The organism is Bradyrhizobium sp. IC4059 (assembly GCF_020193615.1).
GTDB lineage: Bacteria > Pseudomonadota > Alphaproteobacteria > Rhizobiales > Xanthobacteraceae > Bradyrhizobium > Bradyrhizobium yuanmingense.
The window spans coordinates 79871-100591 of sequence record NZ_JADYVH010000010.1; the positions used below are offsets into that span (position 1 = coordinate 79871).

22 protein-coding genes and 1 tRNA gene are annotated in these 20721 nt (G+C 64.7%); 11 read left to right on the forward strand and 12 right to left on the reverse strand.

The annotated features are described in order from the left end of the window. Window positions 1-100 precede the first annotated feature (100 nt). From I6F12_RS27505 to aroA, 11 genes are all read right to left on the reverse strand, one after another. Window positions 101-1444 (reverse strand): folylpolyglutamate synthase/dihydrofolate synthase family protein, encoded by a 1344-nt coding sequence (locus I6F12_RS27505; RefSeq protein WP_225157655.1) that lies wholly within the window; start codon window positions 1442-1444, stop codon window positions 101-103. Beyond that, window positions 1441-2382, reverse strand: coding sequence for an acetyl-CoA carboxylase, carboxyltransferase subunit beta (accD, locus tag I6F12_RS27510; RefSeq protein WP_225157656.1), 942 nt, complete (start codon window positions 2380-2382; stop codon window positions 1441-1443). Before accD ends, I6F12_RS27505 begins: the two co-directional genes overlap by 4 nt. A 171-nt stretch (window positions 2383-2553) precedes the next feature. Then, window positions 2554-3390 carry a tryptophan synthase subunit alpha gene (gene trpA / locus I6F12_RS27515; RefSeq protein WP_225157657.1) on the reverse strand — a complete coding sequence of 279 codons (837 nt, stop codon included), beginning with the start codon at window positions 3388-3390 and terminating at the stop codon, window positions 2554-2556. Continuing rightward, entirely contained in the window at window positions 3387-4601 is a 1215-nt protein-coding gene (trpB, locus tag I6F12_RS27520; RefSeq protein WP_057027852.1) for a tryptophan synthase subunit beta, read from the reverse strand. Before trpB ends, trpA begins: the two co-directional genes overlap by 4 nt. After that, window positions 4598-5257, reverse strand: coding sequence for a phosphoribosylanthranilate isomerase (locus tag I6F12_RS27525; protein ID WP_225157658.1), 660 nt, complete (start codon window positions 5255-5257; stop codon window positions 4598-4600). The genes trpB and I6F12_RS27525 overlap by 4 nt, the downstream gene beginning before the upstream one ends. A gap of 67 nt (window positions 5258-5324) precedes the next feature. Further along, on the reverse strand, window positions 5325-5717 hold the full coding sequence (locus I6F12_RS27530; RefSeq protein ID WP_225157659.1) for a lipopolysaccharide assembly protein LapA domain-containing protein: 393 nt from the start codon (window positions 5715-5717) through the stop codon (window positions 5325-5327). Between the two features lie 82 nt (window positions 5718-5799). Beyond that, window positions 5800-6105: an integration host factor subunit beta gene (locus I6F12_RS27535; protein ID WP_025032949.1), complete on the reverse strand. Its 306-nt coding sequence runs from the start codon at window positions 6103-6105 to the stop codon at window positions 5800-5802. A 172-nt stretch (window positions 6106-6277) separates the two neighbouring features. Beyond that, a complete protein-coding gene (gene sppA / locus I6F12_RS27540; protein WP_036024439.1) occupies window positions 6278-7258 on the reverse strand; it encodes a signal peptide peptidase SppA in 981 nt (326 codons plus the stop codon). 377 nt (window positions 7259-7635) lie between these two features. Beyond that, complete coding sequence (rpsA, locus tag I6F12_RS27545) at window positions 7636-9342, reverse strand: 30S ribosomal protein S1 (protein WP_036009120.1); 1707 nt, start codon at window positions 9340-9342, stop codon at window positions 7636-7638. Between the two features lie 266 nt (window positions 9343-9608). Then, on the reverse strand, window positions 9609-10247 hold the full coding sequence (cmk, locus tag I6F12_RS27550) for a (d)CMP kinase (protein ID WP_036024437.1): 639 nt from the start codon (window positions 10245-10247) through the stop codon (window positions 9609-9611). Then, on the reverse strand, window positions 10244-11581 hold the full coding sequence (aroA, locus tag I6F12_RS27555; RefSeq protein ID WP_225113811.1) for a 3-phosphoshikimate 1-carboxyvinyltransferase: 1338 nt from the start codon (window positions 11579-11581) through the stop codon (window positions 10244-10246). Before aroA ends, cmk begins: the two co-directional genes overlap by 4 nt. 158 nt (window positions 11582-11739) lie before the next feature. Between aroA and I6F12_RS27560 the strand changes: the two genes are divergently transcribed. From I6F12_RS27560 to I6F12_RS37530, 3 genes are all read left to right on the forward strand, one after another. Continuing rightward, window positions 11740-12147: a TIGR02300 family protein gene (locus I6F12_RS27560; protein WP_036009126.1), complete on the forward strand. Its 408-nt coding sequence runs from the start codon at window positions 11740-11742 to the stop codon at window positions 12145-12147. A 97-nt stretch (window positions 12148-12244) separates the two neighbouring features. Further along, window positions 12245-12320 (forward strand) — tRNA-Ala (locus tag I6F12_RS27565). A 158-nt stretch (window positions 12321-12478) separates the two neighbouring features. Beyond that, window positions 12479-12715 carry a GIY-YIG nuclease family protein gene (locus tag I6F12_RS37530; protein ID WP_225142425.1) on the forward strand — a complete coding sequence of 79 codons (237 nt, stop codon included), beginning with the start codon at window positions 12479-12481 and terminating at the stop codon, window positions 12713-12715. 4 nt (window positions 12716-12719) lie between these two features. Here I6F12_RS37530 and I6F12_RS27575 read toward each other — a convergent pair whose 3' ends face one another. After that, a complete protein-coding gene (locus I6F12_RS27575; protein WP_074447577.1) occupies window positions 12720-13178 on the reverse strand; it encodes a MarR family transcriptional regulator in 459 nt (152 codons plus the stop codon). Window positions 13179-13333: 155 nt separating this feature from the next. On the opposite strand from I6F12_RS27575, the gene I6F12_RS27580 reads away from it, so the two are divergent. The 8 genes from I6F12_RS27580 to I6F12_RS27615 all read left to right on the forward strand — a co-directional run bounded on the left by I6F12_RS27580 (window position 13334) and on the right by I6F12_RS27615 (window position 20629). Continuing rightward, on the forward strand, window positions 13334-13759 hold the full coding sequence (locus tag I6F12_RS27580) for an organic hydroperoxide resistance protein (protein ID WP_036009140.1): 426 nt from the start codon (window positions 13334-13336) through the stop codon (window positions 13757-13759). Window positions 13760-13939: 180 nt separating this feature from the next. Continuing rightward, a complete protein-coding gene (locus I6F12_RS27585; protein ID WP_036009143.1) occupies window positions 13940-15142 on the forward strand; it encodes a CaiB/BaiF CoA-transferase family protein in 1203 nt (400 codons plus the stop codon). 282 nt (window positions 15143-15424) lie between these two features. Beyond that, complete coding sequence (gene ugpB, locus I6F12_RS27590; RefSeq protein WP_225157660.1) at window positions 15425-16741, forward strand: sn-glycerol-3-phosphate ABC transporter substrate-binding protein UgpB; 1317 nt, start codon at window positions 15425-15427, stop codon at window positions 16739-16741. 47 nt (window positions 16742-16788) lie between these two features. Further along, on the forward strand, window positions 16789-17670 hold the full coding sequence (gene ugpA / locus I6F12_RS27595; protein WP_036009149.1) for a sn-glycerol-3-phosphate ABC transporter permease UgpA: 882 nt from the start codon (window positions 16789-16791) through the stop codon (window positions 17668-17670). After that, complete coding sequence (gene ugpE, locus I6F12_RS27600) at window positions 17670-18518, forward strand: sn-glycerol-3-phosphate ABC transporter permease UgpE (protein ID WP_036024416.1); 849 nt, start codon at window positions 17670-17672, stop codon at window positions 18516-18518. The genes ugpA and ugpE overlap by 1 nt, the downstream gene beginning before the upstream one ends. A gap of 6 nt (window positions 18519-18524) precedes the next feature. Then, window positions 18525-19613 carry a sn-glycerol-3-phosphate import ATP-binding protein UgpC gene (locus I6F12_RS27605; RefSeq protein WP_225157661.1) on the forward strand — a complete coding sequence of 363 codons (1089 nt, stop codon included), beginning with the start codon at window positions 18525-18527 and terminating at the stop codon, window positions 19611-19613. 267 nt (window positions 19614-19880) lie between these two features. After that, complete coding sequence (locus tag I6F12_RS27610; protein WP_024338612.1) at window positions 19881-20306, forward strand: Hsp20 family protein; 426 nt, start codon at window positions 19881-19883, stop codon at window positions 20304-20306. A 50-nt stretch (window positions 20307-20356) separates the two neighbouring features. After that, a complete protein-coding gene (locus I6F12_RS27615; protein WP_007598581.1) occupies window positions 20357-20629 on the forward strand; it encodes a DUF1150 domain-containing protein in 273 nt (90 codons plus the stop codon). The last annotated feature ends 92 nt before the right edge of the window (window positions 20630-20721 follow it).

The following is a 20721-nucleotide window of genomic DNA, read 5'->3' on the forward strand; positions in this document are numbered from 1 at the left end:
ATTTCCTGTAGCCCGGATGGAGCGCAGCGTAATCCGGGACCTTCCTTGCTTGTGGCACGATCCCGGATTGCGCTTCGCTCCATCCGGGCTACGGCAACCTCTATGCAGGCGGCGTGCCGTTGATGGCCAGCACGTGGCCGGCGAGATACAGCGAGCCGGTGATCAGGATCCGCGGCGGCAGCTCGTAGGCGAGCTGCGCCAGCGCGCGCAGGGCGGCCTCGACGCCGGGGGCAGGCTCGACGCGCATGCCGAGGCTGCGCGCGGCATCGGCGAGACGGTCGACCGGCATCGCATTCTCCGTGTCGGGAATCGGCACTGCGATGATGTGGCGGGTGAGGCCGGCGAAATTGGCGAGGAAGGCGTGCGCATCCTTGTTGGCCATCATGCCGGCGATGATCACCAGCGGCCGCGACACCCGCTCCTCGAGGTCGCCGAGCGCGGCCGCCGCAACGCGCCCGCCCTCGGCATTGTGGCCGCCGTCGAGCCAGATCTCCGAGCCCTGCGGACCCCAGGACAGCAACTCGCCCGAGGTGAGGCGCTGCATCCGAGCCGGCCAGTCGGCACCGACGATGCCGGCCTCGAACGCGGCGTGATTGACCTTGATGGTCGGCAGCGCGCGCAACGTCGCGATCGCGAGCCCGGCATTGGCGAACTGGTGGCGCCCGAACAGACGCGGCGCCGGCAGATCCATCAAGCCGCGGTCGTCGGAATAGACCAGACGCCCGCGCTCGACATTGACGTGCCAGCTCTCGTTTGCGGCGAACAGCGGCGCGCGCATGCGCCGCGCCTGCGCTTCGATCACGGCCATCGCCTCCGGCATCTGCTCAGCGCAAATCACGGGCACGCCGCGCTTGATGATCGCGGCCTTCTCGCCGGCAATCGACGCCAACGTATCGCCGAGGAAATCCATGTGATCCATGCTGACGGGCGTGATCACAGAGGCCGCCGGCTGATCGACCACGTTGGTCGAATCCAGCCGGCCGCCGAGGCCGACTTCGAGCAGCACGATGTCGGCCGGGTTCTGCGCGAACAGCAAGAAGGCAGCCGCCGTCTTCAGCTCGAACAATGTCGCGGCCTCGCCGGCATTGACGCGCTCGACCTCTTCCAACGCCGCGCGCAGTTCGTCGTCGCCGACGAGCACGCCGCCACTGAGGCGGCCAAGCCGGAAGCATTCGTTGATGCGGACGAGATAAGGGGACGTATAGGCGTGGACGCGAAGACCTGAGGCCTCCAGCGTCGCGCGCAGATAAGCGAGCGTCGAGCCCTTGCCGTTGGTGCCGGCAATGTGGATCACCGGCGGCAGCTTGCGCTCGGGGTGGCCGAGCCGCTCGAGCAGACGGTGCATCCGCTCCAGCCCGAGATCGATGCGCTTCTGATGCAGGGCCGACAGCCGCCCGATCACGTCGTCGAGCGGTGTCTTTGCACTGTCAGGGGAGACGTTCACGCGTGCGGCGCTGCCGGCGCCGTCTCGGCGGCGGATACGATCTGCGCCGGGCTGCCGACCGGCTGCACGGACTTCGATGCGCCTTCCTGCGCCGGCGCCTTGGTCAAGAGGCGGCAGAGCCGCGCCAGAGTCGGCCGCAGCTCGTGACGGTGCACGACCATGTCGACCATGCCGTGCTCCTTGAGGTACTCGGCGCGCTGAAAGCCTTCAGGCAGCTTCTCGCGGATGGTTTGCTCGATCACGCGCGCGCCGGCGAAGCCGATCAGCGCGCCGGGCTCGGCGATCTGCACGTCGCCGAGCATCGCATACGACGCGGTGACGCCGCCGGTGGTCGGATTGGTCAGCACGACGATGTAGGGCAGCTTTGCCTCGCGCAGCATCTGCACCGCAACGGTGGTGCGCGGCATCTGCATCAGGGACAAAATGCCTTCCTGCATGCGTGCGCCGCCGCTCGCGGCGAACACGATGAACGGCGACTTCTTCTCGACCGCAAGCTCCATCCCGCGCACGATGGCCTCGCCCGCAGCCATGCCGAGCGAGCCGCCCATGAAGTCGAAATCCTGCACGGCGACGACGACCGCGGAGCCTTCGAGCTTGCCGTAGCCGACCTTGACCGCATCGTTCAGATTGGTCCGCGCCCGCGCATCCTTGACGCGGTCGACATATTTCTTCTCGTCGCGGAACTTGAGCGGGTCAGGGGTGACCTCGGGCAGCGCCACGTCGAACCAGGTCTCGTTGTCGAAGATCGACTTGAGCCGCGCGACCGCGCCCATGCGCATGTGATAGTTCGAGCCGGGGATGACGAACTGGTTGGCCTCGACGTCCTTGTAGAACACGAGCTGTCCGGAATCCGGGCACTTGATCCACAGGTTCTCCGGCGTCTCCCGCCGCAGCATGTTGCGGATCTTCGGCCGGACCACGTTGGTAAGCCAGTTCATGGTTTGCTCCGATGTGCGATCCCGCCGGGAATCGCCTGAAGGATATATGGCGGCCGGACATCTGCCCGGCAAGCCGCCGTGTCGCCCGCGTTAGAGCATGATCCGGAAAAGTGTGAAGCGGTTTTCCGACCAGATCATGCCCAAACTAAAGAGCTACAGCGGAATTATGGCCTATTCCGCCGCCTGCTGCGCGCCCTTGACGCCCTGGGCCAGAGTGGCCGTCAATTCGGCGACGGCGTTAACGGTCTTGGCGGTCGCCCGTCCCTCGGCATCGAGGCTATTCTTGAGGGCGTCCACCAGCGCGGTGCCGACCACCGACCCATCGGCCTTCTCGGCAATGGCGCGCGCCGCCTCCGGCGTGCGGATGCCGAAACCGACGCAGATCGGCAGCCTGGTATGCCGCTTGATGCGCGCGACAGCTTCGCCGACGGCATTGGCGTCCGCCGCCGCCGCACCAGTGATGCCGGCGATCGAGACGTAATAGACAAAGCCTGATGTGTTCGCGAGCACCGCAGGCAGGCGCTTGTCGTCGGTGGTCGGCGTCGCCAGGCGAATGAAGTTGAGCCCCGCCTTCAGCGCGGGAATGCAGAGCTCGTCGTCTTCCTCCGGCGGCAAATCGACGATGATCAGGCCGTCGACGCCGGCCGTCTTGGCATCAGCCAAGAACTTGTCGACGCCGTAGATGTAGATCGGATTGTAATAGCCCATCAGCACCAGCGGCGTGACATTGTCGTCCTTGCGGAAGTCGCGCACCAGCTCCAGCGTCCTCTTCAAGGTCATGCCGATCTTGAGCGCACGCAGGCCTGCAGCCTGGATCGAAGGACCGTCCGCCATCGGATCGGTAAAGGGAATGCCGAGTTCGATGACGTCGGCGCCGGACTTCGGCAGCGCCTTGACGATCTCGAGCGAGGTCGCGGGATCGGGATCGCCGGCCATCACATAGGTGACAAAGGCCGCGCGGCCTTGGCTTTTCAGCTCGGCAAAACGGGTATCGATACGCGTGGTCACTTCTTGCCCCTCAGGATGTCGCCGACCTGCGGGACGTCCTTGTCGCCGCGGCCGGAGAGATTGACGACCATCAGGTGGTCCCGCGGCCGCTTCGGCGCGAGCTCCATCACCTTGGCGATGGCATGCGCGGGCTCGAGCGCGGGGATGATGCCTTCGAGCTTTGACAGCAGCTGGAACGCGGCGAGCGCCTCGTCATCGGTCGCGGAGAGATAATTGACGCGGCCGACCTCGTGCAGCCAGGAATGCTCAGGGCCGATGCCGGGATAATCGAGACCGGCCGAGATCGAATGCGCGTCCTGGATCTGGCCGTCGGCATCCATCAAGAGATAGGTGCGGTTGCCGTGAAGCACGCCGGGGCGGCCGCCCGCGATCGAGGCCGCATGCAGCTGCGTCAGGCCATGGCCGGCGGCTTCGACGCCGAAGATCTCCACGGAGGAATCATCGAGGAACGGATGGAACAAGCCCATCGCGTTGGAGCCGCCGCCGATGCAGGCCACCAGCGAATCCGGCAGGCGCCCCTCGATCTCCTGCATCTGCGCCTTGGTCTCGTCGCCGATGACCGACTGGAAATCGCGCACCAAGGTCGGATAGGGATGCGGACCGGCCACCGTGCCGATGCAATAGAAGGTGTTATGCACGTTGGTGACCCAGTCGCGTAGCGCCTCGTTCATGGCGTCCTTCAGCGTGCGCGTGCCCGACTGCACCGGCATCACCTTGGCGCCCAGCATCTCCATGCGGATGACGTTGGGCTGCTGCCGCTCGACGTCGACGGCGCCCATATAGACCACGCATTCGAGGCCAAAGCGCGCGCACAGCGTCGCGGTGGCAACGCCGTGCTGGCCCGCGCCGGTCTCGGCGATGATGCGCTTCTTGCCCATGCGCCGTGCCAGCATGATCTGGCCGAGCACGTTGTTCACCTTGTGCGAGCCGGTGTGGTTGAGCTCTTCACGCTTGAGGTAGATCTTGGCGCCGCGGAGATGCTCGGTCAGGCGCTCGGCGAAATAGAGCGGCGAGGGCCGGCCGACATAGTTCTTGAGATAGCCGTTCATCTCGGCCTGAAACGCCGGATCGGCCTTGGCTGCGGTGTAGGCCTTCTCCAGGTCGAGGATCAGCGGCATCAAGGTTTCGGCGACGAAGCGTCCGCCGAAAATGCCGAAATGGCCGCGATCGTCGGGGCCGCTGCGGTAGGAGTTTGGCTTGGCAATGTTCATCGGACGCTTAACTCTTGGGTGGCGCGCGCGGCGCGGATGAAGGCCTTGATCATCTCTGGGTCTTTCACGCCGGGAGCGCTCTCGACACCGGAGGACACGTCGACGCCGCTGGCGCGGGTGACACGAAGGGCCTCGGCGAGATTCTCGGCGTGCAGCCCCCCCGAAACCATATAGGGCAGTTTCAGATCGAGCTTTTCGAGCAGGTGCCAGTCGAAGGGCTCTCCGAGGCCGCCGGGCCGCGTCGCGTCCTTCGGCGCGCGCGCATCGAACAGGATGCGATCGGCGACCGCGGCGTAGCCGGGCAGCACCCCGAGATCGGCCGCTGTCGCGACCGGGACCGCCTTCATCACCGGGCGGCCGAAGCGTTGCTTGAGGTCGCGCAGCCGCGCCACGCTCTCCCCGCCGTGGAGCTGGAAGATGTCCGGCGACAGCGCGTCCATGATGTTGTCGAGCGTTGCGTCATCGGCATCGACCGTGAGCGCCACCTTGAGCGCGCGCCGCTTGACCTGACGGCCGAGGTCACGGCCGAGTTCCAGGGACAGGTGCCGGGGCGACGGCGGAAAGAACACGAACCCGACCATGTCGGCGCCCGCCTCGAGCGCCGTTTCGAGCGTCTCGGGCGTGGACAGGCCGCAGATCTTGACGAGCAGGGACATGGTCTCAAAGCGGGTAGAGGCCGCGGGTCCGCGGCCGGAAAACGGGGCTTTTCGGTCGGGGCCGCTTCTACAACGTCGCGCGCTGCTTGTCTCGCCCGACGGGCCCGTACAGGCCCATCCCGGAGGGAACGGGAAGGCGCTGGGACTCCGCCTTCGCTGCCGTCGCCTGGGCCCGCAGATCGGCCAGTTCGGCCCTGACGGCCCGGGCCTCCGCGTCATTCCGGCGCGCCGCGCGCCGCCAGCGCCGCTGGCCGAGCCAGACGGCGGAGCCGCCCGCGACAACGCCCAGGGCCGCCCCCAGGATCAGCAACAGGAACAGCGGCAGGGTGATCGACAGCGAGGGGTCGTCGGCAATGAAGGGGTCGAAGGAGACCGTGACGAAATGCCTGTTGGCGACGGCGAACGCCACCAGGATCAGGCCCAGCGGAAGTACGATCAGCGCGGTCAGGAACTTTCGCATCTGGCTTCGCTCGCCTTGAATCAAGCTTGCGGCCGCATCCTGTGCGACCGCGAAAAACCCCAAAGCGCGCTCACATCGCGCTCTAGTCTACGCCGCCGGGATCCGGATGGTCGCGGTTCAGCCGCTCGCGCATTTCCTTGCCGGTCTTGAAGAACGGAACGCTCTTCTGATCGACGGGCACATGGGCGCCGGTGCGTGGATTGCGCCCTGCGCGCGCAGGGCGATGCTTGACCGAGAAGGCACCGAAGCCGCGCAGCTCGACGCGGTCACCGCGTGCAAGCGCCGCTACGATCTCTTCGAGAATCGCATTCACAATGTTCTCGACATCCCGCTGGTACAGATGCGGGTTGTGCTCGGCGATACGCTGAACAAGTTCGGATTTGATCATCGAGAGATAGGACCCGGGAGCGTGCGGACGACCATTTCCGTGAAAATACCGTGATCTGTCAAGACGCTAAATCAAGGATGGGCGTCGTGAAAATGCGTGACAAATGCCGAAAAAGCAGGCTGCGCCAGCACGCGTCAGACGCGAAAAAGCTCTGAAACTCGCCTGCCGACGGTCAGTTGGACGCAGCCGGCTGCCACAAGGCCAGCATTCCATCCATTCCGAGCCGATCCACCGCCTGCGCGACGCCGGTTTGCCCGATCTGGTGCGCGATCGAGCCCAAACCGAGCGCTTCCAGCGTCAATGCGGCCGCCGTCTTCAGGAACGGCAGGTCGCCGAAGCGCGGCTGGAGCTTGTAGTCGCGCACCGGTAGCCCCTTCTTGACGCCCTTCTGCTCGACCAGCCAGGTCACGGCCGTCTTCTCGTCGCCGATCTGGTCGATCAGCTTGAGATCGATCGCCTGGCGCCCGGTGAAGACGCGGCCGTCGGCGACTTTTTCGAGCTGCGTGTCATCCATGCCACGCCGCTCCTTCACCATCCCCTTGAACCAGGCATAGGAATCCTTCACCAGCGCATCGAGCGCGGCGCGCGCCTCGGGACTGGTCGGCTCAAAACCGTTGGGCGCCGCCTTCAGCGGCGAGGACTTCACCTCCTCGACCTTGACGCCGATCGTCTTCATGAGCTCGGAGAGGTTGGGGTACTGGAACAGCACGCCGATGGAGCCGACCAGGGAGCTTTGCTGGGCGACGATGTGGTCGCTCGCAATCGCGGTGATGTAGCCCCCGGAGGCGGCCAGCCCCTCGACCACCACCACCAGCGGCTTTTTCGCCTTGAGACGGACCAGCGAGTCATAGAGCTGCTCGGAGCCGGCGGTGGTGCCGCCGGGCGAGTTAATGTGAACGATGACGGCGGCGGCCTGCGAATTCTCGAGCCGCTCCAGCGCCTGCGTGCGGTCGGAATCGCTGCGGATCAATCCCTCGATCTGGACGCGCGCGATCGAGCCGGCGGATGCGAGGGTGCCGCGTGCACCGGGCGTCGCAATCAGCGCGAAGCTTGCAATCGCCGCGATCGCGATCAGCGCCGCCATCACCCGCCAGAACGTCAGCTTGCGGCGGATCCTGCGGCGATCGACGATGATGTCCGAATCGAGCGACATCGGAATATCTCCAAATGAAAGATCAGGCGCGTTGTGCCGTCACGGCGTGACCATTGGCCTATCTCGATACATCAATTGCGGCGCAATTTGAAGAAAACAAGGCCTCGTGTGGGGCAAGCAAGTCGTCGCAGACTCGGTCGTCATCCCCGCCTAGTGCGCAATTGCGCACGGGGGCGGGGACCCACAACCCCAAGGAGGAGTCGTCGAGCGAGCTGGCAACTCCGAGTCTTCGTCAAACTTCTCCCTGGGGTTATGGGTCCAGGATCGGCGCTCCGCTTCGCGTCGCTTGTCCGGGACGACAGCGGAGTTCGTGGAGACAGCAACAAAAAAGCCCCGGCTTGCGCCGGGGCCTTGATGTCGCAAAACGGACGTTTCGCTTACTTGCTGTCGCGGTTCTTCAGCGCGGTGCCGAGGATGTCGCCCAGCGTCGCACCCGAATCCGAGGAGCCGTACTGCGCGATGGCTTCCTTCTCTTCGGCGACTTCGAGCGCCTTGATCGACACCTGGACCTTGCGGGCCTTCTTGTCGAACTGGATGACGCGGGCATCGACCTTCTCGCCGACGGCGAAGCGTTCGGCGCGCTGGTCGTTGCGGTCACGGGCGAGCTCGGAGCGCTTGATGAAGGTGGTGAAGTCGGTACCGGCGATCTTAACCTCGATACCGCTTTCCTTCACTTCGAGCACTTCGCAGGTCACGACCGCACCCTTCTTGACATCGCCCGGCTCGGCGAAGGGATCGCCTTCGAGCTGCTTGATGCCGAGCGAGATGCGCTCCTTCTCGACGTCCACATCGAGCACCACGGCCTTCACCATGTCGCCCTTCTTGTAGTTGTCGATCACCTGCTCGCCCGGAAGCTTCCAGTCGAGATCGGAGAGGTGGACCATGCCGTCGACGTCGCCCTCGAGGCCCAGGAACAGACCGAACTCGGTCTTGTTCTTGACCTCGCCCTCGACCACCGAACCGGTCGGGTGCTTCTCGACGAAGACCTCCCAGGGGTTGCGCATGGTCTGCTTGAGGCCGAGCGAGATGCGGCGCTTGACGGAATCCACTTCCAGCACCTGCACGTCGACTTCCTGCGAGGTCGACACGATCTTGCCGGGGTGCATGTTCTTCTTGGTCCACGACATCTCGGAGACATGGATCAGGCCTTCGATGCCCGGCTCGAGCTCGACGAACGCACCGTAGTCGGTGATGTTGGTGACGCGGCCGGTGAAGCGGGCACCCAGCGGGTACTTGGCTTCGATGCCCTGCCACGGATCGTCCAGCAGCTGCTTCATGCCCAGCGAGATGCGATGCGTCTCGTGGTTGATCTTGATGATCTTGACCTTCACGGTCTGGCCGATCGAGAGCACCTCGGTCGGGTGGTTGACGCGGCGCCACGCGATGTCGGTGACGTGCAGGAGGCCGTCGATGCCGCCGAGGTCGACGAACGCACCGTAATCGGTGATGTTCTTGACCACGCCGTCGATGACCTGACCCTCTTCGAGGTTCTGCACCAGCTCCTGGCGCTGCTCGGCCCGGGTCTCTTCGAGCACCGTGCGGCGGGACACGACGATGTTGCCGCGGCGGCGGTCCATCTTCAGGATCTGGAACGGCTGCGAGTTGTTCATCAGCGGCGCAACGTCGCGGATCGGCCGGATGTCGACCTGCGAGCGCGGCAGGAAGGCCACGGCACCGTCGAGGTCGACGGTGAAGCCGCCCTTGACCTGGTTGAAGATGACGCCGTTGACCTTCTCGTTGTTCTGGAACGCCTTCTCCAGCTTGCCCCAGCTCTCTTCGCGTCGCGCCTTGTCGCGCGACAGCACGGCTTCGCCGAGAGCGTTTTCGATGCGATCGAGGAACACTTCCACCTCGTCGCCGACCTTGAGGTCGCTCTCACGGCCGGGGCCGGAAAATTCGCGCAGCGCGACGCGGCCCTCGGTCTTCAGGCCGACGTCGATGACGGCCATGTCCTTTTCAATTGCAACCACCTTGCCCTTGACGACGGAGCTTTCCTGCAGGTTGCCGCCCGCAAAGGACTCGTCGAGCATCGCGGCGAAATCGTCGCGCGACGGGCTATAGGTATCAGCAGAAGTCGAAGCCATTTGTTCTCCAGTTGCGGATGTCTTGCCGGCCGTTGGGTTCATGGGCGCATCGTGCGCGCAGTGTCGGAAGGTCCGCAAGACCTTCGAGCGACCGCTCGTTGCCCTGATCTAGCGACCAGAACAGCGGAAGCGGGCCGGCTGAGGCCCGCGCGTTCGATACGTTGAAAGCTTGTCCGGAACCTGGATCGCGCCGGTCCCGAAACCGGGACGAAGCGTATCGACCTCAAAGAGCGGGAGCGGGCACTTCCTCCAATGACGGCGGCGGCTTAACCCCGCGACCGGCCCGCTCGGACAGCCTCGATAATGTCGATGGCGGCCCGGACGCCGCCTTCTATATCCAGTTGGGAGTTATCTAGCAAGTAAGCATCCGGGGCCGGTTTCAGAGGCGCAATCGGCCGATTCTTGTCACGTTCGTCACGCTGGAGGATGTCGGCGAGCACGGCCGCCTCGTCCGCCTCCTCGCCCCGCGCTTTGGCCTCCATGGTGCGGCGCCGCGCGCGGACCTTGGGGTCGGCGACCACGAAGATCTTCACGTCGGCATGGGGGCAGATCACGGTTCCAATATCCCGGCCGTCGAGCACGGCGCCGGGCGGATCGGCGGCGAACTGGCGCTGGAAATTGACCAGGACCTCGCGAACCCGAGGGATTGCCGAGACGATCGAGGCCCCCTCGCCGGCCTTCTGGGTCTTCAGCGCAGGATTACCGAACTTTTCGGGATCGAGCTCCAACGCGGCCTGCACCGCGGCCGCCTCATCGTTGAGATCGTGCCCCGACTGCATCAAGGCGTAGGCGACCGCGCGATAGATCACGCCGGTATCAAGATGACGATAGCCGTAATGGTGGGCGAGACGCTTGCCGAGCGTCCCCTTGCCCGAAGCCGCGGGCCCGTCGATGGCGATGATCATGAAAACTCGGCCCCTAGCGAACGCATCATCGGAATGAAATCCGGAAAGCTGGTGGCGATGAAGGCGGTGTCGTCGACCGTAACAGGCTGATCGGAGGCGCAGCCCATCACCAGCGCGGACATCGCGATGCGATGGTCCATATGGGTGGCGACAGTGCCGCCGCCCGGGACGTGGCCGCGACCCCTTACGATCAGATCGTCGCCGGAGACCTCGACCTTGACGCCGTTGACGCGCAGCATGGCGGCGGTGGCTTCAAGCCGGTCGGATTCCTTGACGCGCAGCTCCTGCAGGCCGCGCATGATCGTGGTGCCTTCGGCGAACGACGCCGCCACCGCCAGCACCAGATATTCGTCGATCATCGACGGCGCGCGCTCGGGCGGCACCTCGACGCCGCGCAGCTTCGACGCCCGCACGCGCAAGCGCGCCATCGGCTCGCCGGCATCGCCGCGCACTTCGCTCTCCTCGATGGAGGCGCCCATTTCGCGCAGCGTGGTGAACAGCCCAGTGCGCAGCGGATTGGTCATGACGTCGGACAGCACGACATCGGAGCCCTCCACGATCAGCGCCGCGACGATCGGGAACGCAGCCGAAGAGGGATCGGCGGGCACCACGACATTGGCGCCATGCAGCTCGGGCTGGCCCACCAGCGTGATGCGGCGGCCGTGCCGGCCTTCCTGGACCGAGGTGATGTCGGCGCCGAAATGCTTCAGCATCAGCTCGGTGTGGTCGCGGCTGGCCTCGGTCTCGATGACCGTGGTGGTGCCGGGAGCGGCGAGGCCCGCCAGCAGCACGGCCGATTTGATCTGGGCCGAGGCGACCGGGGTCTTGTAGACGATCGGCAGGGGGTCGCGCGCGCCCTGGAGGGTCAGCGGCAGGCGCCCGCCCTCGCCGCCGGCGGTGACTCTGGCACCCATCTTTTCCAGGGGATCGAGGATCCGGCGCATCGGACGGCTGCGCAGCGAGGCGTCGCCGTCGAACACCGCCGAAATTGGGCAGCCGGCGACGGCGCCCATGACCAGCCGGCAGCCGGTGCCGGAATTGCCGAAATCCAGTGCTGCCTTGGGCTGGGCGAAGCCTCCGACCCCGACGCCGTTGACGGTCCAGGCGAAATCGCCGGTGCGCTCGACGCTGGCGCCCAGCGCCTGCATCGATTTGGCGGTGTTGAGGACGTCCTCGCCCTCGAGCAGGCCCGAAATCCTGGTCTCGCCGACCGCGAGCGCGCCCAGGATGAGGGCGCGGTGGGAGATCGACTTGTCGCCGGGCACCCGTACTTTCCCGGTCAGGGGACCGCTGGCGCGAGACTGGAGCGGCCTCGGTTGGTCGGAATGGGTCAAGATTGTGTCCTTGAATAGGCCCGGTGGGCTGGCGCGCAGGTACCACATGGTCCGCGCCCCGTCACGGGCATGTCGTTCTCCCGTAATGCGCTATTGACAGCGGGCCGCCAACTAGCCAAGTGAAGCACCGCTTTTCAGACATTCCCAGGATTCCTGCCGTGGCCAAGTCCGAACTCGGAACCAAACGTATTTGCCCGACCACGGGCAAGAAGTTCTATGACCTCAACAAGAATCCGGTGATCTCGCCCTATACCGGCGAAGTGGTGCCGATCGCCCCGGTCGCTCCTGCCCGCGGCCCCCGTGCGGCCGAGGCCCGCAACATGGCCCAGGACAACGCGCCGGAGCCGGCGGAGACCGAGGAGTTGGTCTCGCTCGAGGAGGCCGATGCCGAGGAGAACACCGGCAAGGTCAAGGCGGTCGTGCCCGAATCGGAGGACGATATCGAGGTCGACGAGACCCTCGATGACGATGACGACGACGATTCGACCTTCATTGCCGACGAGGAAGAGGGCGATGAGGACGTGACCGACATCATTGGTGATGTCGGCGGTGATGAAGAGACTTGAGATCAGCCCTGATCTGTGAAAAAGGGTGCACCGCGCGAGTCGCCTAGAGCGCTCGCCGGCCGGGACGGGTCCCCCAGGATCCTCCCATTTGGACTAAGGGGCCATAGCTCAGCTGGGAGAGCGCTTGCATGGCATGCAAGAGGTCGGCGGTTCGATCCCGCCTGGCTCCACCAGCCTTCGCTGGCTTCGCCAGCTACGGCTCGGCAAGCCAGCTCCGCTCCCTCGTGGCGAAGCTAGCGAAGGCTGCCGCGGCGAAGCCCGAAGGGCGAAGCCGGGCTTCAGCAAAACAAGAGCGGGTGTAAGCTCTCCTCGCCTACCGAGGAGTGTGCCCGTGAAGTACGTCTACATCCTTGAGAGCCTTGATTCTCTCCACTTCTATGTCGGGATCACCGACGACCTCCGCGCCCGACTGGCAAAGCACAATGCTGGCGAGGTGCCCCACACTTCGAAATACGGACCTTGGCGGCTCAAGACTTACGTCGCATTCAGCGATGAGAAGCAGGCCGTCGCATTCGAAAAGTACTTGAAGTCAGCATCAGGCCGCTCCTTCGCCAAGAAGCGGCTTTAGTCCCCTACTCCCCGATCACCGCATTCAGCCGATCCCTCAGCGCGACGATCTCGTCTTTCATCGCGACCAGCTCCGACACCGAGCAGTCCGATGCCGCCAGGATCGATTGCGGCACGCTGCGGGCCTTCTCCTTCAGTGCATGGCCCTGCGGCGTCAGGGCGATCAGAACCTGACGCTCGTCCTCACGCGAGCGGGTGCGCCTGACGAGATGGGCGGCCTCGAGCCGCTTCAGCAGCGGCGTCAGCGTGCCCGAATCCAGGAACAGCTTCTCGCCGATCTCCTTGACCGGCACGTCATCGCGCTCCCACAGCACCAGCATGACCAGATATTGCGGATAGGTCAGGCCGAGCCGATCGAGCAGCGGCTTGTAGACGCGGTTAAAGGCGTGCGTAGCGGAATAGACCGCGAAGCAGATCTGGTTGTCGAGACGAAGCGGGTCTACCGCCGTTGATTTCCGGGCCATGAAGAATCCTGCGCGTTTCTCCCATTCTGGTCCCGGCCGGCGCCACATTCAATTGCGAACAATTAAATGTGAGGCGGGACGAATTAGATTGCGCACAATCTAATTGTCTGCGATAAAGCCCGCACCCCAACCCCGAAAGACCCGAGGAGACGACAATGTCTGTGAACGTCCTCTACAAGACCAGCGCCAAGGCGACCGGCGGCCGCGACGGCCATGCTGCGACCCTCGACGGCGCGCTCGACGTCAAGCTCACCACGCCGAAGGAGCTCGGCGGTGGCGGCGGCGCTGGCAACAATCCCGAGCAGCTGTTTGCGGCCGGCTATGCCGCCTGCTTCATCGGCGCGATGAAGTTCGTGGCCTCGCAGGGCGGCCCGAAGGTGCCTGCCGACGCCTCGGTCACCTCGACCGTCGGCATCGGCCCGCGCTCCGAGGGCGGCTTCGGCCTCGATATCGACCTCGCGGTCTCGCTGCCGGGCCTTGCCCGCGCAGACGCCGAGGCGCTGGTGGCGAAGGCGCATCAGGTGTGCCCGTACTCCAATGCCACGCGCGGCAATGTCGACGTTCGCCTGACGGTGGTCTGATCGGCAGCGCGGATTGGCTGGCCCGGGAATCCCCCCTCGGGCCGGCCGCATCCGAGGGAATTCGCCACCCCGCGGCATGGCTGCACGCCGGCGCATGCGGCTCCACGCTCGGCGCCATTGCTGGCGCAAACAAACCTCGCTAGGCCTGTGAGCCAATGATCGACACAGGGAAGCGAAGGCATGACTGAAGCAGCAACGGGCGCCATGAGCGGATTGCGCGTCATCGATCTCACGCGCGTGCTCGGCGGTCCCTACTGCACCCAGATCCTCGCCGACCACGGCGCCGACGTGATCAAGGTTGAGCCGCCCGCGGGCGACGAGGTGCGCGAATGGGGCCCTCCGTTCCACGAGGAGGATGCGGCCTATTTCGTCGGCATCAACCGCAACAAGCGCTCGATCGGCCTCGACCTCGCCTCCGAGGGCGGCCGAATCGTGCTGCTCAAGATGCTGGAGACCGCCGACGTCCTGATCGAGAATTTCAAGCCGGGCACGCTGGAGAAATGGGGCATCGGCAACGACGTCCTCAGCAAGAAATATCCCCGCCTCGTGCATTGCCGGATCTGCGGCTTCGGCGCCGACGGCCCGCGCGGCGGCAACCCCGGCTATGATGCCATCATCCAGGCCATGACCGGCATGATCGCGGCGACCGGCTCGCCCGAGAGCGGGCCAATGCGGATCGGCGTTCCCTTGGTCGACATCACCACCGGACTTTATGCGGCGATCGGCATCCTGATGGCGCTGTCGGAGCGGCAGCGGTCGGGCAAGGGCCAGTTCCTGGAGACGACGCTGTACGAGACCGGCCTTGCCATCATGCATCCGCACACCGCGAATTATTTCATGCATGGCAAGCCGCCGGGTCTCACCGGCAACGAGCATCCGAACCTCGTGCCTTACGCGATCTTCCCGACCAAGACCGACAACATCTTCATCGGCGTCGGCAATGACGGCACCTTCCGCAAGCTGGCGAAGGAGATCGGCAAGCCCGAGCTCGGCACCGATCCGCGCTTTGCCCGCAACAAGGACCGCATCGCCAATCGCGAGGCACTGCGCGCCGAGCTTGCCGCCGTGTTCAGCCAGCACGAGGCCGAGCCGCTGTGCAACCGCCTGCTCGCGGCCGGCCTGCCTGCAGGTCCCGTGCAGAAGATCGACCAGGCGTTGACCAATCCGCACACGATCGCGCGTGGCGATATTATCGAGAAGGACTGGTACAAGGGCGTTGCCTCGCCGATCCGGCTCGACCGCAGCAAGCCGAGCCTGCGCCGCGTGCCGCCGAAATTCAGCCAGCATGCGGCCGAGGTGCTGGGCGAGTTCGGCTACTCCAAGGCCGAGATCGACGCGATGGTCGAAAAAGGCACGGTCTGCGGTCCCGAGCGGAAACGCTGAGCTAAGGCGAGCGTCAACGGTGGTGCGCTCCCTCTCCCGCTTGCAAGTGGGAGAGGTTCGGAGCCCGCGGCACGATAGTGCCTCATCTCAATGCCGCACTGCGGCGCGCGCACGCATGTGCAGCGCGAACGAGTTGGCTGACGGCTCCGTCTTGGCCTATTTGACAACTTCCCATTTGGCCGCGCTTGCTGCTTTCGTTTCTCCCGCTTACACAGTCATGTGAACGTCATATGGCGCTGCTAGCGCAAGCGCTTCATTAGTGACGGGCAAGGGAGGTTCTTGATGGCTCTTCGACATTTTGGCACGGCGGCGGCCGTCGCACTCACGGTTGGTCTCGGCGCCTCGCCGGCACTCGCGGTCACCGAAATCCAGTGGTGGCACGCGATGACCGGCGCCAACAACGACGTCATCGTCAGGCTCGCCAACGATTTCAACACCACGCAGAGCGACTACAAGGTGATCCCGACCTACAAGGGCAACTACGCCGACACGATGAACGCCGGCATCGCCGCGTTCCGCGCCGGCAACGCGCCGCACATCATGCAGGTGTTCGAGGTCGGCACCGCCACCATGATGGCAGCGACCGGCGCCGTGAAGCCGGTCTACAAGCTGATGGCCGAGACCGGCGAGAAGTTCGATCCGAAGGCCTATCTGCCTGCGATCACCGGCTATTACTCGACCTCGAAGGGCGAGATGCTGTCCTTCCCGTTCAACTCGTCCTCGACCGTGATGTGGGTCAACCTCGACGCACTGAAGAAAGCGAATGTCGAGGTGCCGAAGACCTGGCCCGAAGTGTTCGACGCCGCCAAGAAGCTGAAGGCGGCCGGCCACGCGACCTGCGGCTTCTCCAACTCCTGGGTCACCTGGGTCAATCTCGAGCAGCTCTCCGCCTGGCACAACGTGCCGCTCGCCAGCAAGGCCAACGGCCTCGACGGCTTCGACACCGTGCTGTCCTTCAACGGTCCGCTCCAGGTCAAGCATCTCGAAAATCTGGTCGAGTTCCAGAAGGACAAGACCTACGACTATGCCGGCCGCACCAACACCGGCGAAGGCCGCTTCACGTCGGGCGAATGTCCGCTCTACCTGACCTCGTCCGCGTTCTTCGGCAACGTCAAGGCGCAGGCCAAGTTTGCCTTCACCGCGGTGCCGATGCCCTATTACCCGGACGCCAAGGACGCGCCGCAGAACTCGATCATCGGCGGTGCCTCGCTCTGGGTAATGGGCGGCAAACCGGCGGACGATTACAAGGGCGTCGCCAAATTCTTCTCCTTCCTCTCGGACACCGATCGCCAAGTCTACATCCACAAGGCCTCGGGCTATCTGCCGATCACCAAGGCGGCCTATGAGAAGGCCAAGGCGGATGGCTTCTACAAGGACCAGCCCTATCTGGAGACGCCGCTGCTCGAGCTGACCAACAAGGAGCCGACCGAGAATTCGCGCGGCCTGCGCCTCGGCAACATGGTGCAGCTCCGTGACGTCTGGGCGGAGGAGATCGAGCAGGCGCTGGCCGGCAAGAAGACCGCCAAGCAGGCGCTGGACGCGGCCGTCGAGCGCGGCAACACCATGCTGCGCCAGTTCGAAAAGACCGCCGTGAAGTAAGGCGACAAGCGGCAGGCCGGTCCCCCGGCCTGCCGCGCTGGGGCATCATGCAAAAGCAAGCCATTTTCCAATCGAAGCTGTTGCCCTATGCGCTGGTTGCGCCGCAACTCGCGATCGTCCTGATTTTCTTCTACTGGCCGGCCTTGCAGGCGATGATCCAGTCGTTCCTGCTGCAGGACGCCTTCGGCCTGTCGACCAGCTTCGTCTGGTTCGAGAACTATATCGAGCTGTTCAAGGAGCCCGCCTATTTCGAGGCGATCCTGCGCACCTTCTTCTTCTCGTTCGCGATCGCGGTGTCGTCGCTGTCGTTCGCGCTGCTGCTGGCCGTGATGGCAGACAAGCCGCTGCGCGGCTCGATGCTCTACCGCACGCTGCTGATCTGGCCCTATGCGGTGGCGCCGCCGGTCGTCGGCGTGCTCTGGATCTTCATGCTGCATCCCTCGCTCGGCGTGCTCTCGCGCTACCTGCGGGCGCTGGGCATCGACTGGAATCCACTGCTCGACGGCGACCAGGCCGCAGCGCTGATCATCCTGGCCGCCGCCTGGAAGCAGATCTCCTACAACTTCCTGTTCTTCCTCGCCGGCCTGCAGAGCATCCCCAGAAGCGTGATCGAGGCGGCCGCGATCGACGGCGCCCGCCCGATGCGCAGGTTCTGGACCGTGATCTTCCCGCTGCTGTCGCCGACCATCTTCTTCCTCCTGGTCGTCAACATCGTCTACGCCTTCTTCGACACGTTCGGCATCATCGACACGATGACCCGCGGCGGTCCGGGCAAGTCGACGGAGACGCTGGTCTACAAGGTCTATACCGACGGCCTGCTCGGCGGAAACCTCGGCAGCTCCGCGGCGCAATCGGTGATCCTGATGATCATGGTGATCGTGCTGACGGGCATCCAGTTCCGCTTCGTCGAACGCAAGGTGACCTACTGATGGTCGAGGAAGAAGGCTTTCGGCGCTACATTGCCCATATTATCCTCTGGATCGGGATCGCGATCGTCGCCTTCCCGGTCTATCTCGCCTTCGTGGCGTCCACCCAGGACAACGCGGTGATCGCCAACGGGCAGATGTCGTTGCTGCCCGGGGGTCATTTCTTCCAGACCTACTACCAGACCATCTTCGTCGGCACGAGCGGCTCGACCCGCGAGCCGGTCGGCAACATGATGCTGAACTCGCTTGTGATGGCGCTCCTGATCGCGCTGGGCAAGATCGCGGTCTCGATCATCTCGGCCTATGCGATCGTGTATTTCCGCTTCCCGTTCCGGATGGCGCTGTTCTGGCTGATCTTCATCACGCTGATGCTGCCGGTCGAAGTCCGCATCTATCCGACCTACAAGATCGTCGCCGACCTGCACATGCTCGACAGCTATGCCGGCCTGTCGCTGCCGCTGATCGCATCGGCCACCGCGACGCTGCTGTTCCGCCAGTTCTTCATGACCGTGCCGGACGAGCTGCTGGAGGCCTCGCGCATTGACGGCGCCGGCCCCTTCCGCTTCTTCTGGGATACGCTCTTGCCGCTGTCGCGCACCAACATGGCGGCGCTGTTCGTTATCCTGTTCATCCTCGGTTGGAATCAATATCTCTGGCCGCTCTTGATCACCACGCGCGACGACATGCAGACCATCCAGATCGGCATCCGCAAGATGATCACCACCACCGACGCGCTGACCGAATGGCCGATCGTGATGGCAACCGCCGTGCTGGCCATGCTGCCGCCGGTGTTCGTCGTCGTCGCCATGCAGAAATTGTTCGTGCGCGGCCTGGTCGAGACGGAGAAGTAGAGACTTATGGCCAACGTCACCCTGCGCAGCGTCCGCAAAACCTATCCCGGCGGCTTCGAGGCCATCAAGGGCGTCGACGTCGATGTCGGCGACGGACAGTTCTGCGTGCTGGTCGGCCCCTCCGGCTGCGGCAAGTCCACGCTGCTGCGCATGGTCGCGGGGCTGGAGACGGTCACCGGCGGCGAGATCGACATCGGCGGCCGCGTCGTCAACGGAGTAGAGCCCGCCGATCGCGACATCGCGATGGTGTTCCAGAACTACGCGCTCTATCCGCATATGAGCGTCTACAACAACATGGCCTATGGCCTGCGCAACCGCGGCATGGCCGAGGCCGAAATCAAGACCCGCGTCGAGGAAGCCGCGCGTGTGCTCGAGCTCTCCGCCATGCTGGAGCGCAAGCCGCGCCAGCTCTCCGGCGGCCAGCGCCAGCGCGTCGCCATGGGCCGCGCCATCGTGCGCCAGCCGAAAGTCTTTTTGTTCGACGAGCCGCTGTCCAACCTCGACGCCAAGTTGCGCATCGCGATGCGGGTCGAGATCCGCAAATTGCAGCGCCGGCTCAACACGACGTCGATCTACGTCACCCATGACCAGCTCGAGGCGATGACGCTCGCCGACATTCTTGTCGTGATGAACGGCGGCCAGGTCGAGCAGGTCGGCAATCCGCTTGATATCTACGAGAAACCGGCGACGACCTTCGTCGCCTCCTTCATCGGCGCGCCGCCGATGAACTTGATGTCGACCCGGCCCGAGGAGATCTGGTCGCAGCTCGCCGGCAGCGCCGCGGCCGATGCCGGAATCGTCGGAATCCGCCCGGAGGATTTCGTCATCACCGACGAAGTCCCGGCCGGCGGCGTCGCCCTGCCGCTCACCGTGGAAGCGATCGAGCGCGTCGGCGCCGAAACCTTCGTCTACGGCTCGCGCGAGCAGGAGGACCAGCGCGTCGCCGCCACGCCCGGCGAGCTGCCGCCCGGCGAGGTCATCGTCCGCATTCCCGGAACCCAAGCGCCCGCCATCGGCGCGAGAATCCGCGTCGCGGCGGTGCGGGCCAAGCTGCATCTGTTCAGCGACGACGGGCGGACGCGGCTCAAGGGCTGAGCGGCTCCGGGGCGTGACGACAAAAGTGCGAAAACAACCCCATGCACAGTAGAAGGGGGTTTGTTTTTGTTGGGATAAATCGCCTCGCGCGACGCGTCATGCCAACCACGACGAACCAGGCATTCGGGCGATGGCGGAAAGTGGCCCGTCCACAGCTCCCCCGCTACCTGCTTGAACCCACAGGGGAACATGCCCATATTGCTCATCAAGGGGCGCCGCTCGCGGGCCCTGATGCACCAAAGTCGCTTCGAGAGGACTTTGTAAACTATGTCTCGTGTTCCAACGCTCTCCAGTCCCTTCCTGCTGGGCTTCGACGAGATCGAGCGCGTGCTCGATCGGGTCGTCAAAGGCGCCGACGGTTATCCTCCCTACAATATCGAGAGGTGCGACCGCACGGACGGCCAGCCCGAGCGTTTGCGCATCACGCTGGCGGTCGCCGGATTTACGCGCGACCAACTCGATGTAACCATTGAGGAAAACCAGCTCGTGATCCGCGGGCGGCAGCAGGACGACAAGACCCGGCAATACATCCATCGCGGCATCGCCGCGCGCCACTTCCAGCGCACCTTCGTGCTGGCCGAGGGGATGCTGGTGCTGGGTGCGGATCTGAAGAACGGGTTGTTGTCGATCGATCTGGCCCGGCCTGAACCGGAGCGGATCGTTAAGACAATCGCTATCAATGAGCACGAATAATGGAACGAGTAGCGGACTCGACCGCTTAGTGTTCCAGAGGAGTCGAGACCATGAGTGAAGGTCACGTTGCGTTCGAATACGAAGCCAAGAACGTCTCTCCGGAGACACTGGCAACCCTAGGCGAAGGCCATATCGCCTATGTGAAGCAGATCCGCTCCGAGGACGTGCCGGGCCTGTTCCCCGAGGCGCCCAAGATCGCGCCGGGCCTCAAGCTTTTCGCGCTCCACGCCGCCGACGGCACGCCGATCATGCTGACCGACAGCCGCGAAGCTGCGATCGCCAACGCCTGGAGCAACGAGCTGCAAGCGGTGAGCGTGCACTAAGCACGCGCGTCGCACGAATAGGGTTTCAAACGGGCATGCCTTCGCAAGAAGGCGTGCCCGTTTTCATTTGAGCGTGATGTTTTCGCGTCGCC

Bases quoted from the DNA above. Each gene is read 5' to 3' on its own strand.
- I6F12_RS27530 (WP_225157659.1), bottom strand. From the start codon at position 5,717: ATGCGAAAGTTCCTGACCGCGCTGATCGTACTTCCGCTGGGCCTGATC.
- accD (WP_225157656.1), bottom strand. From the start codon at position 2,382: ATGAACTGGCTTACCAACGTGGTCCGGCCGAAGATCCGCAACATGCTG.
- sppA (WP_036024439.1), bottom strand. From the start codon at position 7,258: ATGTCGCTCGATTCGGACATCATCGTCGATCGCCGCAGGATCCGCCGC.
- I6F12_RS27525 (WP_225157658.1), bottom strand. From the start codon at position 5,257: ATGTCCCTGCTCGTCAAGATCTGCGGCCTGTCCACGCCCGAGACGCTC.
- I6F12_RS27580 (WP_036009140.1), top strand. From the start codon at position 13,334: ATGTCTGTGAACGTCCTCTACAAGACCAGCGCCAAGGCGACCGGCGGC.
- I6F12_RS27615 (WP_007598581.1), top strand. From the start codon at position 20,357: ATGAGTGAAGGTCACGTTGCGTTCGAATACGAAGCCAAGAACGTCTCT.
- I6F12_RS27535 (WP_025032949.1), bottom strand. From the start codon at position 6,105: ATGATCAAATCCGAACTTGTTCAGCGTATCGCCGAGCACAACCCGCAT.
- ugpE (WP_036024416.1), top strand. From the start codon at position 17,670: ATGGTCGAGGAAGAAGGCTTTCGGCGCTACATTGCCCATATTATCCTC.
- trpB (WP_057027852.1), bottom strand. From the start codon at position 4,601: ATGAACATTGCCAAGCCAAACTCCTACCGCAGCGGCCCCGACGATCGC.
- ugpA (WP_036009149.1), top strand. From the start codon at position 16,789: ATGCAAAAGCAAGCCATTTTCCAATCGAAGCTGTTGCCCTATGCGCTG.
- ugpB (WP_225157660.1), top strand. From the start codon at position 15,425: ATGGCTCTTCGACATTTTGGCACGGCGGCGGCCGTCGCACTCACGGTT.
- I6F12_RS27575 (WP_074447577.1), bottom strand. From the start codon at position 13,178: ATGGCCCGGAAATCAACGGCGGTAGACCCGCTTCGTCTCGACAACCAG.
- I6F12_RS27610 (WP_024338612.1), top strand. From the start codon at position 19,881: ATGTCTCGTGTTCCAACGCTCTCCAGTCCCTTCCTGCTGGGCTTCGAC.
- rpsA (WP_036009120.1), bottom strand. From the start codon at position 9,342: ATGGCTTCGACTTCTGCTGATACCTATAGCCCGTCGCGCGACGATTTC.
- cmk (WP_036024437.1), bottom strand. From the start codon at position 10,247: ATGATCATCGCCATCGACGGGCCCGCGGCTTCGGGCAAGGGGACGCTC.
- I6F12_RS27605 (WP_225157661.1), top strand. From the start codon at position 18,525: ATGGCCAACGTCACCCTGCGCAGCGTCCGCAAAACCTATCCCGGCGGC.
- I6F12_RS27585 (WP_036009143.1), top strand. From the start codon at position 13,940: ATGACTGAAGCAGCAACGGGCGCCATGAGCGGATTGCGCGTCATCGAT.